General features: G+C 70.4%; 12 protein-coding genes. 5 read left to right on the plus strand and 7 right to left on the minus strand.

Translation table 11 applies throughout. The features are described 5' to 3' along the window. The 5 genes from VFA06_RS25260 to VFA06_RS25280 all read right to left on the minus strand — a co-directional run. Positions 1-2143 (minus strand): FtsX-like permease family protein (locus VFA06_RS25260; protein WP_324843215.1); only part of this gene is annotated, 2143 nt, incomplete at its 3' end. After that, on the minus strand, positions 2140-2820 hold the full coding sequence (locus VFA06_RS25265; protein ID WP_349260356.1) for an ABC transporter ATP-binding protein: 681 nt from the start codon (positions 2818-2820) through the stop codon (positions 2140-2142). The genes VFA06_RS25260 and VFA06_RS25265, both read right to left, overlap by 4 nt. A gap of 80 nt (positions 2821-2900) precedes the next feature. Then, the gene (locus tag VFA06_RS25270) at positions 2901-3443 is read right to left on the minus strand and encodes a PadR family transcriptional regulator (RefSeq protein ID WP_324843217.1); all 543 of its coding nucleotides are present in this window, start codon (positions 3441-3443) and stop codon (positions 2901-2903) included. Positions 3444-3510: 67 nt separating this feature from the next. Next, positions 3511-4239 (minus strand): VC0807 family protein, encoded by a 729-nt coding sequence (locus tag VFA06_RS25275; RefSeq protein ID WP_324843218.1) that lies wholly within the window; start codon positions 4237-4239, stop codon positions 3511-3513. Then, positions 4236-4892, minus strand: a complete 657-nt coding sequence (locus VFA06_RS25280; RefSeq protein ID WP_324843219.1) for a TetR/AcrR family transcriptional regulator — start codon at positions 4890-4892, stop codon at positions 4236-4238. Before VFA06_RS25280 ends, VFA06_RS25275 begins: the two co-directional genes overlap by 4 nt. Before the next feature lie 174 nt (positions 4893-5066). Between VFA06_RS25280 and VFA06_RS25285 the strand changes: the two genes are divergently transcribed. Beyond that, positions 5067-6740 (plus strand): sigma-70 family RNA polymerase sigma factor, encoded by a 1674-nt coding sequence (locus tag VFA06_RS25285; RefSeq protein WP_324843220.1) that lies wholly within the window; start codon positions 5067-5069, stop codon positions 6738-6740. Positions 6741-6824: 84 nt separating this feature from the next. Here the strand turns inward: VFA06_RS25285 and VFA06_RS25290 are convergent, their stop codons facing one another. Next, positions 6825-8513: a beta-1,3-glucanase family protein gene (locus VFA06_RS25290; protein WP_324843221.1), complete on the minus strand. Its 1689-nt coding sequence runs from the start codon at positions 8511-8513 to the stop codon at positions 6825-6827. Positions 8514-8823: 310 nt separating this feature from the next. Between VFA06_RS25290 and VFA06_RS25295 the strand changes: the two genes are divergently transcribed. The 3 genes from VFA06_RS25295 (at position 8824) to VFA06_RS25305 (ending at position 11227) form a co-directional block, all read left to right on the plus strand. Beyond that, on the plus strand, positions 8824-9717 hold the full coding sequence (locus VFA06_RS25295) for an oxidoreductase (RefSeq protein WP_324843222.1): 894 nt from the start codon (positions 8824-8826) through the stop codon (positions 9715-9717). A gap of 100 nt (positions 9718-9817) precedes the next feature. Beyond that, entirely contained in the window at positions 9818-10282 is a 465-nt protein-coding gene (locus VFA06_RS25300; protein WP_324843223.1) for a MarR family winged helix-turn-helix transcriptional regulator, read from the plus strand. Between the two features lie 27 nt (positions 10283-10309). Continuing rightward, on the plus strand, positions 10310-11227 hold the full coding sequence (locus VFA06_RS25305; protein ID WP_324843224.1) for an NADP-dependent oxidoreductase: 918 nt from the start codon (positions 10310-10312) through the stop codon (positions 11225-11227). Between the two features lie 37 nt (positions 11228-11264). On the opposite strand, the gene VFA06_RS25310 is transcribed toward VFA06_RS25305, so the two are convergent. Then, positions 11265-11945, minus strand: coding sequence for a TetR/AcrR family transcriptional regulator (locus VFA06_RS25310; RefSeq protein ID WP_324843225.1), 681 nt, complete (start codon positions 11943-11945; stop codon positions 11265-11267). Positions 11946-12067: 122 nt separating this feature from the next. On the opposite strand from VFA06_RS25310, the gene VFA06_RS25315 reads away from it, so the two are divergent. Further along, positions 12068-12550: a cupin domain-containing protein gene (locus VFA06_RS25315; protein WP_324843226.1), complete on the plus strand. Its 483-nt coding sequence runs from the start codon at positions 12068-12070 to the stop codon at positions 12548-12550. The last annotated feature ends 3 nt before the right edge of the window (positions 12551-12553 follow it).

The raw sequence follows: 12553 nt of genomic DNA on the forward strand, positions 1-12553 counted from the left end.
TGGCGAGAATCAGGCCGGTGACCGCCGCCAGCAAGGCGGTGGCGACGAGCGGAAGCAGCGACTCGAGCAGCACCGTGAGATACAGGCTGCGCGAGGCGGTGCCGCTGAGCCGCAGCAGGATGAACGGGCGCTTGCGCTCGATCAGCCCGCCGCCCATCGCGACCGCGAGGCTGCACCCGGCCACCAGCAGCGTCAGCCCGATCATCAGGAAGATGATCCGCTGCGCGGCCTCGATCGCCGCCTGCCTGACCTGCGCGACCTCGCCGAAGGTCTGCGGCTGATTGCCCCCAGCCGACACGTTCGCCCCCGCCAGCGGCGGGATGTGCACGGTCAGGTACGTCCGGACCCGCTCCAGTGTCGCGGCGTCGCTAGTACGCACCATGAGGATATTGAGCCGAAGGTCAGCGAGGTTGCCGGAGTACGCGGGATCGCCACCGGTCACGATCGGGAACTGCATCGCGAGCGGATTGTCGGTGAACAGGTCGGCAGGCAGCAGCTCGACGGCTTGCGCACCGCGAGGGCAGGTGCCCAGGACCGGCAGCTCACGCAGCGCCGCACAGCTGATCACGCTGTCCGGCCCGGGAGGCGTGTTCGAGTCCGGGCCCCCTTGGCCCGCCCCGCCACTGCTCCGCACCGCGGTCCGCGCGGAGGCCGGAAGCGCGTAAATCGCGATCACGCTGACGCCACGATAGCTCTGCAGGGCGCTGATGGTCTGCGCGGCGAGCTGCGGTGAAAGGCCGTCGTTCGCGTTGTTGCCGTCGGGCCTGGGACCGTCGCTGATGTTGTAGCCGACGCGCAGCACGTCGTTCAGCTGCGCGTGCGTGCCTCCGGTGGACGCGTGCAGGCCGGTCGACACGATCGTTCCGATCGCCGTGCCGACGAACACCGCGAGCATCAGGCCGCTGACGGTACGGAACGCAGCCCTCGGATTGTCGGCCAGCCGCCGGGCGGCCAGCAGCGAGGGAGCGCCCTTCGCGAGCGCGGCGAGCAGCACCGAGCACTTCATGGTGAGCCACGGCCCGGCGATGACCAGGCCGAACATCACCAGCACGAAGCTGGGGAAGGCGATCGCCGGGCTGGTGTCCGAGCCGCCGGAACCGACCGCGGCGATGAACAGGGCGGCGCCGAGGAGCAGCGGGATCAGCCGCCACGCGCGGGGCGGCGGCGGAGTGGTGCGCCGGCTCACGCCGAGCGGAGAGACCTTCACCCTGCGCAGCGACACGACCGCTGCGGCCGCCGCGATGATCGGGATGAGGACCAGGACCGCGACGTATTCGGCGACGGTCGGCGCGACGGTGTACCCGAACACCTTCGCTCCGGTGATGGAGACCTTTGCGACCTGGGGCCGGATGAGGAGGAAGAGGCCGGTGCCGAGCACCGCCCCGAGGATCGCGCCGATCGCCGCGTCCACCGACGCCATCACGTTGATCTGCCGGAGCTTCGCACCGACAAGCCGCAGCGCGGCGTACCTTTCCTCCCGCCGGGCGGCCGAGAGCCGGGTCGCGGTGCCGACCAGCACCAGCATCGGCAGCACCATCGCGATCGCGCCGAGCCCGAAGCCGAGCCGGTACACGCTGGTCGTGCCCTGAGAGCGCGGGGCGGTGTCGATCTTGTCCACCGCGCCGGTTCCCGGGATCGCTGCCAGCTGCGCCGGGGTGTATCCGACCACGATGACGAGTTCGTCCGGCCCGGTGAGCGCCGCGTCGGTGAGAACGCCGGCCTGCGCTCCCGGGAAGCGGTCGCCGAGCTGGTCGCGCGGCGTGCCGCTCAGCAGCGCCGCCATCGCGGGCGAGACGTAGTAGCGGCCGGGCCCGGGCATCCGCGCGAGGCCGGGAATCGCCGGCGCTTTGTCGCCGAGGGCTGCGACGTCGAGCCGTTCGATCGTCTGACCCTTGAAGTAGTCCTCGCTGTAGTTCCACAGCTCCGCGTCGGCGGGCGGCGCGGCGAGGGAGAGGTTAGACAGATCGGCGGCGTGGGTGCATTCCCAGCACTGCCGCGCGACGCCGGCCTGGAACGCGTGATAGTCGCCGAGGACGGCGAGCAGCACGGTGACGCCCACGGCGACGGCCAGCGCCGTGGCGATGAGCCGGGTGAGCGCTTCGCGGCCGCTGCTGAGCGTGAGCCGCAGTCCGAGGCGGATCATCGGGCGGCCGCCGCCGCGCCGTATCCGGCGGCGACCCGGCCGTCGCGCACCATGACCTCGCGGTCGGCGCAGGCGGCCACCCGCGCGTCGTGGGTGACCACCACGACCGTGGTGCCTTCCTGCCGCGCGGTGCTCACCAGCAGGTCCATCACCTTCTCGCCGGTCAGCGAGTCCAGCGCGCCGGTCGGCTCGTCGGCGAAAAGCACCGCGGGCCGGGTGGCCAGGGCGCGGGCTATCGCGACGCGCTGGGCCTGGCCGCCCGACAGCTCGCCGGTGCGGCGCGCGCCGAGCTCTTCGAGGCCGAGCCGGGCGAGCCAGGACTGCGCGGTCTCGTAGGCGCGCCGCCGCCGGACCTTGCCGAGCAGCAGCGGCAGCGCGATGTTGTCCAGCGCGGTCAGCTCCGGGACCAGCTGGCCGAACTGGAAGACGAAGCCGAAGGCGGTGCGCCGCAGTTCGGTGCGCTGGTTCTCGCTAAGGGTGTCGATGCGCCGGCCGTCGAACCGCACCTCGCCGCGGTCGGGCGTGTAGATCCCGGCCAGGCAGTGCAGCAGCGTGGACTTGCCCGAACCGCTCGGGCCCATCACCGCCAGCACCTCGCCCTGCGCGACGGTGAGGCTCGCGCCCTGCAGCGCGGGGGTGTGGCCGAAGGAGCGGAACAGCTCGCGGGCTTCCAGCATGCTGCCGCGCGCGGCGCCGGGCGGCGCGGGTTCGGCCGAGGGCAGGCCGGATCGGCCCGCGGTCGTTGAGGCCCCGTCGTTCATGATTTCCCCGTTTCCGTGGTGCGGACCAGTTCCGCGAGAGAGCCGAGCCTCGCCTCGGTGGCGTCGATCCACCGCAGGTCGGCTTCGAGATGGAAGAGGCCGTAGTCGGCCAGCAGGACGTCGACGGTCGGGCCGGTGCGCCGCAGCTCGGTCAGCTCGCGCATCCGCCGCAGATGCGCGGCGCGCTGCGCGTCGAGGTAGTCGGCGGCCGGGTGGCCGAGCATCAGCGCGAGGACGACCTTCGCGAACAGCACGGTCTGCAGGTGCGGTTCGGGCTCGGCCGGCTGCGCGAGCCAGGACTCGACCTCGCGGCGACCGGTCTCGGTGATCGCGTAGCGCTTGCGGTCCGGGCCGTCGCCGGGCTCCGCCTCACCCGCCGTCACCTTGCCGTCGCGGGCCAGCCGGCCGAGGGTCGAGTACACCTGCCCGAACGGCAGCGGCTTGCCGCGGCCGAAGAATGCGTCGTAGTCCCGCTTGAGGTCGTAGCCGTGGCTCGGCTCCCGGTCCAGCAGGCCGAGCAGCGTCAGAGGAACGCTCATGCGGCGAGAATACACTGAGTGTATACACGCGAGCAATACTGTTCTGAGCTGCTGGTTCGCTCGCGGATTAGGTTCGAGCCGGTTCGGCCGGTTCCGGGCCGACCGCCGGGGTACCGGCCTCATCGACGCGGTAGTCACCGGTGCGGACCCGGCCGGAAGTGATCCGCCAGAGCCCGGCGATCTCGTAATAGGCGCCGTTGACCACTTGCAGGAAGCCGATCGTGATCGGCCACAGCAGCGCGCCGAGGGCCGGCACCGAATCGACCGGCAGCGTGTAGGCCATGGCGATGCGCGCGGCGCCGTCGGCGAGCATGGTCGCTCCCCAGATCACCGTGGAGACGCGCCAGATCCGGCGGAACCTCGGCTCGTGTTCCCAGAGGACGTCCCACGGCGTGCCGTCCGAGCGGAACCGGCCGTCGAACAGCGGCTGCGCGCTCAGGTATACCAGCGGTCTGCGCGCTCGCGCCGTCGCCGCGAACCAGAGGCCGCCGACCCCGGTGACCCAGCCGTCCCGGGCCAGCAGGAACCGGGGACTGCCGCCGATCGCCGAAACGATCAGGCTCATCAGCATCATGCCGGCGCCGAAGCCGCCGAGCGCGTCGAGATGCCGCTGGCGTATCCACTGCACCGCGGTGCTCAGCGCCGGAAGCATCGCGCCGGCGAGCAGCGCCGAGAACACACTCACCCCAGCCGCGCGCAGACCGTAGTAGAGCGCGGTCGGTGCGCCGATGTCCCACAGGGCGATGAGCAGCGTGGCCCGGCGGCTGCGGCGCACCGCAGGCCTCGGGGCGGTCACTTGTGGTCCCGTTGCGTGTCGTCCTCGCGCTGTGTGGCGAGCCGGGCAAGCGTGGTCAGCTCCCGCACGCATTCCGCCAGGCTCAGGCGCGGCGCAGTGGTCATCCTGGCGATCGCCGCGTCGATGGCCGCTTTGAGGGTCAACGCCATCAGCACCCTGTCGAACTCGCGAAACTCCCCGTTGCGCTGCCCCTCGCGCAGGATCGGCTCGAGCTCGTTGACGTTGGCCTGCGCGGTCGCCTCGACGCCGAAGCGCAGGGTTCCGTCGTCCCCGCGCGCGTTCATGCAGATCTCGTACATCGCGCGCACCGCGGGCAGGTGTCCCGCGATCCATTCCAGCTCCGCCTCGATCCGCGCGTTGAGCTTCCCGGCCGCCGTCGACTCGGCCGCCGTGCGCTCGGCTATCGCCGTCTGCATGCGCACGGCGACATCGACGAGCACGGCGTCCATCAGCTCGTCCTTCGTGCCGAAGTGGTACGAGATCAGGCGCGTGCTGGAGATCCCGGCCTTGCGCGTGATGCGGGCGAAAGTGGTCTGCGCGTACCCGTTCTCCGCCAGCACCTCGATCGCCGCCGCGATGATCTGACCGCGCCGCGCGTCCGAGGCGAGCGAGCGCTGCGGCGCTGCGGCCGCGTCCCCGTATTTTACTTGCATGAGTAAATTCTACGTCAGCTGAGTAAGAGCGCAAGTGGGCCGCCGCGCGCAGGTGTGACGAATCCCTGGGGCGGATTTTGCAAGCCGGGCGTGGAATTTCTGTGACCCGGCCCCTAGCTTGGGGGTCTCCAAGACTGAAGGGGGACGGAAGCGGTCTGAGGCGAGGTTGAGCGAATGGTCGGGCAGACGGACGCGTGGCTGGTGACGGCTGCACGTTCCGGGGATCAGGACTCCCTGGACGAGCTGGTCGCGCAGTACCTGCCGTTGGTGTACAACATCGTGGGCCGCGCGCTGGCCCGGCACGCCGACGTCGACGACGTGGTGCAGGAGACGATGCTGCGCGTGGTGCGCGGCCTCGGCGGGCTGCGCGACCCGGAACGCTTCCGCTCCTGGCTGGTCGCGGTGGCGATGAACCAGGTGCGCGAGCACGCCAGCACACACCGCGACACCGCGCGGCTCGACGAGATCGCCGAACTGGCCGACCCCGGGGCGGACTTCGTCGACCTCACGCTGGTCGAGCTCGGGCTCTCCGGCCAGCGCCGCGAGGTCGCGCTGGCCACCCGCTGGCTGGACCCGGACGACCGGCACCTGCTGTCGCTGTGGTGGCTGGTCAACGCCGGCCATCTGACCCGCGGCGAGCTGGTCTCCGCGCTGGATCTGGACCCGCACCACGTCACGGTGCGGATCGCCCGGATGAAGGCGCAGCTCGACGGCGCCCGGCTGGTCGTGCGCGCGCTCACCACCAGGCCGCGCTGCCCGGGCCTTTCGGAGGCGATGTTCTCCTGGCGCGGCGAGGAGTCCCCGCTGTGGCGCAAGCGGTTCGCCCGGCACATCCGCGAATGCGGCTACTGCGCGAGCGCGGAGGCGGATCTCATACCCGCCGAGCGGCTGTTGGCCGGCCTGAGCCTCGTTCCGCTGCCCGCCGGTTACGCCGCCTACATGCTGGCCTCGACGCATGGGGCGATGCAGGGCGTGACCCACCTGCCGACGAGCTCGGCGCCGTCCGCAAGCCCCGCGCCGAACGGCTCCGGCTCCGGCAACCGAATACCCGGGCAGCGCGCCAAGCACGGAACGTCGTCGCACCGAGTCGCCCCGCACGCCGGGCACCTGGGCCATCTGGCAGTCAAGCCGATCATCGCCGCGGTGGTGATCACCGCAGCCGCCGGCGCCGGCATCGTGACGGTGCGCTCGATGGGCACGGACGCGCCGACCACCAGCCAGTCCTCGCGCGCACTGTCGAGCTCGGCGCCCGGGCTGGTATCCCTCTCCCCCGGCGCGCCACTTTCCTCTGCGGCGGCCGCGACGAGCGCCGCGGCGAGTCCCAAGACCTCGCCGAGCCCCGCGAAGCCGAGCCCGAGCTCAGCTCCGGCGCAGAAGCCGCGGGTCACCAACACGACCACCGCCGTGGCGAACGGCACGAACGAGAGCACTGCGGTGCAGCAGGTGCTCGACCTCATCAATCAGGCGCGGGCCCAGGCCGGACTGCCGGCGTACACGATCACGTCAGGGCTCACCAGCAGCGCCACCACGCACAACCAGACGATGGCCGGCGGCTGCGGCCTCTCCCACCAGTGCCCGGGCGAAGCCCCGCTCGGAGACCGCGAGACCGCCGCCGGGGTCCAGTGGACCAGCGCGGGCGAGAACATCGGCGAGGGCGGCCCGGTGTCGGATACGCAGTCCGCCATCGCGCAGATGGCCGTCGGCCTGACGCAGAGCATGCTCGATGAGAAGCCGCCCAACGACGGTCACCGCCAGAACATCCTGAGCAGTTCCTTCCACCACATCGGCATCGCAGTGTTCCGCGACAGCTCGGGCACGGTGTGGATGACGCAGGACTTCTCGAACTAAGGCTGCTGCAACTAAGGCTGCAACGCCGGTCGCCGCGCACTCGGCGACCGGCGTTCGGGCCCGGGCCACACGGCCCGGCCCCGGCTAGCCGAAGGTGAACCAGTTGACGTTCACGAAGTCGGCCGGCTGGCCGCTCGCGAAGGTCAGGTACACCGTGTGCACTCCGGTCACCCGGCTGATGTTCGCCGGAACAGTGCGCCAGCTCTGCCAGCCGCCGGTGTTGGCGATCGCGAAGCTGCCGATCGGCGCCGCGCCGGGGTTGTCCAGAGCCACCTGGACCAGTCCGCTGACACCGCTGGCGGCGCCGGACGCCACCCGCGCGCTGAACTGGGTCGCGCCGCCGCTGCCGAAGTCCACGTTCGCGTAGCCGAGCCAGTCGCCGTTGGCGATCCAGCCGACATCCTGTCCGCCTCCCGTGTCGGAGCAGGCCTCGGTCTGCGTTCCGGACTGGGAGCTGTAGTTCTCGGCCTGGATCGTGGAGAAGGCGCTGATCGTGCCGCCACCGCCACCGCCACCGCCGGTCGCGGACGCGCTCGGGCTGGGGCTCGGACCGGGGCCCCCGGACGCGTTGCCGCCACCGACCGCGACGGTCAGCAGCACCGGGTTCGGGTCGTTGACCGCGCCGGACTGGTCCGTGCCGCCGTTGGGCGCCACGTCGTCGTAGGGGAAGGCGTAGCCGCGGCCGTCCAGGTTCGCCGCGTGCACGATGCGCGCGTAGTGGTTGGTCACGGCGTTCGTGTAGTAGTTCGCGGGATTCTCGCCGTCCGGCTGGTTCGCGTCGGCCAGCAGCGTGGAGCGGTTGAGCGCGGCACTGATCCGCGCGCTGATGGCATTCTTCTCGGCCGAGCCCGGGGCGAAAGGCCCCGAGTTGCAGCTGAAGATGTCGGCCGAGGACGGCATGCCGTAGCTCGCGACGCCCGCGAAGTTCAGCTGGCCGCCTGAGACCTGACCGGTGACCGTGCCCCACTGTGCCTGCGTGTCCACGGTCAGCGGCGTCGTCGAGTACTTCGACCAGACCTGGTTCAGGTAGCCGTTGAAGTAACCGGAGAACAGCGACGAGTTCATCACGATGCCGTTGGTGGGGCTCAGCGCGCGCAGGTTGCGCCCGCCCGAGGTGACGATGAGCTTGTTCCAGCCGGCGCCGTCGGCGTTGTTCTGCGCGATGAGGCCGTTGCAGACCGTGTCGAGTCCGTTCGCGGGCATGCCGGACACGTGCTGCTGGCCACCCGAGGAGTTGGTGAGCGTCAGCGAGATCGGGATGGAGACGAAGTCGACGTAGCTGATGTTCGCGAACATCTGCGCGCTGTTATAGGTGAACTCGCAGAAGTCCCACATCACGTTGATGCTCGGGTCGCTCGGGTTGGTGACCGAGGGCTCGACCAGCGCGGGACCCGGGTTGAGCAGGAAGGTGATCGGCGCGCCGATGGAGAACCAGATCCGCGCGCCGGCCAGGTGCGGAATGGTGACCGTGACGGTCGAACCGGGCGCGCCCAGCGGAATCGCGCAGTTCGCGCCGAGCGGGGCGCCGGTGGAGCTCGGCGAGGAGGGGTAGTACGGCGTGTGCCCGTCCGCCTGCAGGAGGTAGAGGGCGTTGCCGTTGTCGATCGCCAGTCCGGTGATGTAGGCGTAGACGGTGTTCGACGTCGTCGCGTTCTGCAGCGCGATGTTGAGCGTGGGTGCGGTGGCCGAGGCACGGGTGGACAGGACGCCGGCCGTCGCGGCGCCGCCGACCAGCGCGGAGGACGCCACGATGAACTTCCTGCGGGAGAGCATGAGAGGGCACATCTCCTTCTGTCGGTACGCACGGGCAGGCGCGCAGGCAGCTCTGCTCGTGCGGGCGCGGACCGCGTCGCCGTGGGTGAGGTCGCGTGGCGCCGCACGCGACCGGAAGCGTTTACGGACTGCGGTTGCAGCGAGTATGGAAAGCCCGGGCGGCGGCGTCAACGGTTGCCGGCCATTGGATCTTGACCGGTATATCCCGCTTAAGATCGGCTTACGGAAGTGACCGTCCGTCAGGTTGCGGATACCCGGATCCGGGGACGGACCGGAACCCGGGCGCGGCGGGTCGTGGCAGACTTCGATCATGGATGCGAACACGATGACCGCGGCCGCGGCCGGCACCTGGAAGCTCGGCGACCTGACCGTCAGCCGGCTCGGCTTCGGCGCGATGCGGCTGACCGGCACCGCGGGCTTCGACCTGGGCCGGCCGCGCGATCGGCGAAACTCGATCAGCGTGCTGCGGCGCGCGGTCGAGCTCGGCGTGAACCACATCGACACCGCGGCTTTCTACTTCTCCCCGCTGCGCTCGGCCAACGAGCTGATCAACAGCGCACTGAACCCTTATCCGGAAGACCTGGTCATCGTCACCAAGGTGGGCCCGGGCCGCGATCCGTCCGGCGACTGGTTCGCGGCCACGCCCGAGCAGCTGCGTGGCCAGGTCGAGGAGAACCTGCGCCAGCTCGGCCGCGACCACTTGGACGTGGTCAACCTGCGCCGGATGCGCCAAGAGTCGATCGCGGAGCACTTCGGCGCGCTGGCCGAACTGCGTGAGGCTGGACTGATCCGACATCTGGGCGTCTCGAACGTCAACCTGGCGCAACTCGCCGAAGCCCAGGCGATCGCGCCCGTGGTGTGCGTGCAGAACCGGTTCAACGTGGAGGTGCGGGAACACGACGAGGTGCTGCGTGCGTGCGGCGAACAGGGCATCGCGTTCGTGCCCTACTTCGCCATCTCGGGCGAGCGGCGCGAAGGGGGCGCGGCGACGGACAGCAGTCACGAGAGCGAGGAGGTGCTCCGCGTCGCGGAGGCACACGGCGCGAGCGCGGCGCAGGTCAAGCTCGCCTGGACGCTACATCAGGGTCCGCATGTGCTGGCCATCCCGGGCACCGGCGACCTGGCGCATCTGCAGGAGAACGTCGCCGCCGCGGCGCTGCGCCTCTCCCCCGAGGAGGTTGATCGGATCGGTGCACTGGCCTGAGCGTCCCGACCCGGGCGCGCCGGCAGACGGACCAGAACGATTCCCAGGAATAAGATTCCAAGGAATCTAGTTCCGTGGAATGTAAGGAGGGAGCGCGGCCATGGCGAGCAACGCGTCGGACGGCCTGAGGCAGCTGTTCAGCGACATCGTGCGGCTCGAGATCGAGCTGTGGGACGCCGTTGACCGGCGGCTGCGCGAGACGCCCGGCATCTCCATGGGCGACTTCGACGTGATGCAGGTCGTCGCGCGCACGGCGTCGTGCCGGGTGTACGACATCGCCGAGCAGCTCTCGATCACGGTCGGCGGCACCAGCAAGGCCGTGGACCGGTTGGAGCGGCGCGGCCATGTCGCACGGCGCAGCAACCCCGGCGATCGCCGCTCGTCGATCATCGAGCTGACCCCCGAGGGCGCGGAAGCGCTCGCCGGGGCCGGTGTGGTGGTGGACGACGAGTTGCAGCTGCGGCTCGGTGCGGTGTTGTCGACCGAATCGCTCGGCCAGTTGGGCTCCCTCATCGCACGGATTCGCTCGGGGCTGGCAAAGCCGCCGGAGCCGGACCGCGCGTAGGACACGGGACTGGAACGGAGTACGGCCATGTCAAAGGCAGTGCGATTCGATCGGTACGGCGGCATCGACGTGCTGAACGTGGTGGAAGTACCGCTGCCCGAGCCGGGTGCGGGAGAGGTGCTGGTCGCGGTCAAGGCGGCGGGCATCAACCCGGGCGAGGCGAAGATCCGCACGGGCATGATGCACGAGCGCTGGCCCGCGGACTTCCCGTCGGGTCAGGGCAGCGACCTGGCAGGTGTGGTCGCCAAGCTGGGGCCGGGCGTGACCGGGTTCGCGGTCGGCGACGAGGTGCTCGGCTTCACGAACCGGCGGGCCAGCCACGCTCAGTTCGTCGTCGTGCGGGCGGACGAGCTGGCGCCGAAGCCGCAGAACGTGCCGTGGGAGGTCGCCGGCTCGCTGTTCGTCGCCGGGACGACGGCCTTCGCGGCGGTGCGGGCGGTGGAGCTGAAGCCCGGCGACACGGTCGCGGTCTCGGGCGCGGCCGGCGGCGTGGGTTCGCTGGTGGTGCAGCTGGCCAGGCGCGCCGGGGCCGAGGTGATCGGCATCGCGAGCCGGGCGAACCACGCCTGGCTGGCCGGTCATGGAGTCAAGCCGGTCGAGTACGGCGACGGCCTGGCCGAACGATTGCGCGAGACGGCGGCGCGGATCGACGCGTTCATCGACACGCACGGCGACGGTTACGTGAAGCTGGCGCTGGATCTGGGCGTTGACGCGAAGCGGATCGATACGATCATCGACTTCGCCGCCGCGGCCGAGTACGGCGTGAAGGCGGAAGGCAACGGCGCCGCGGACACGATCGAGGTGGTGTCCGAGCTGGCGAACCTGGTGGCGCACGGCGAACTCGAAGTGCCGATCGCCGCGACGTTCCCGCTGGACGAGGTCCGCGCGGCGTTCGAGCTGGTCGAGCAGGGCCACGCGCACGGCAAGGTAGTACTGCTTCCGTAAGCGTCCTGCGACGCCTCCGGAATGCGGCGCGGCGTGCTCACTCGGGCGATCGAAAGCTGGACTCCACGGCTGCCCGAGTGAGCGCGCGTGCCGCGTGTACGGCGCTGTCGATCGCCTCGTCCGGCGACAGGCCGCACAGGTCGGTCAGGGTGAACAGCGCCTCGGCGGAGACCACGAGCGCGAGGTCTCGCTTGAGCTGGACCAGGGCCAAAGCGCTCTCGGCGGCGCCGCCCGGACCCGTAGCATGTTCCAGGGGCGCGAGCGCGGTGTCAATGAGTCCAAACCTAAGTCCCGGACGGATCGCGCCACCTTGGCCATCGGCTATCGCGGCCGACATCATCGCGCGCACCGCGCCCTCGTAGGACAACACGTGACCGAGCAGGAAGCGGGTCGCGTGCTCGATGCGCTCCACCGGATCGGCGCTGTCGGCCAGCGGAGCCATCGCCTCGGCCGGTTCGGGCAGCAGGCCGGTGAACGACTCGCGCAGCAGCGTGCTGAGATCCGGGAAGTACCGGTACGCGGTCGCCTCCGAGACCAGCGCCGCCTGCGCGACCGCGGGCATGGTCACCTCGCCGCCGCCGCGGATCAGCTCGCGGGTCGCGGCGATGATCGCGTTGCGGGTGCGCAGCTTCTGATTGCTGCGCCGACCGCCGAGTTCGGGATGCGCCGTCTCGGGCGCCGTCTCCTCGGTTTCCGTGCGTTGCCGAGTCTGCGTCACGTGACCATCGTCGCGCGCCGAAGCCGATTCGTCAAAGTCTTCTCTCTTCATGAGAGTTGACTTGCACGAAAGTGCGAACCGGGGTAACTTCGTGAGAGTCAACTCTCACGAAGGAGGCGTCCATGGCCGGGGTGCCAGAGGTATCAGTCGTCGGACCCGACGACGGCGAGGTCATCAAGCTCGGCCCCGCGCAGATCCGGATCCTCGAGGACGGCAGCACGACCGGTCACCGGCTGGGCGCCGCCGAGATCACCCTCGCACCGCATTCGCCGGGGCCGCAGCAGCACCGGCACGCCCGGCACGACGAAGGGTTCTTCGTCGTCTCCGGCACCGCGCAGTTCACGGTCGGGGACGCGGTGCACGACGCGCCGGCCGGCTCGCTGGTCATGGTGCCGCCGGGTGCGCCGCACAGTTTCGCCAATCCGGGCGCGCACCCACTCATCATGATCAACACCTTCACGCCGGACCTGTACGTGCAGTACTTCCGCGATCTGCGCGACATGCTCGCCTCCGGACAGCCGCTCGACGATGAAGTGGTCGCCGACGTGATGAACCGCTACGAAACCGTCCCGGCGACCACGTACGCCGCCGACCCAGAAGCCTGAGGA

It is taken from the genome of Actinocrinis sp. (genome assembly GCF_035653575.1).
Classification (GTDB): Bacteria; Actinomycetota; Actinomycetes; order Streptomycetales; family Catenulisporaceae; genus Actinocrinis.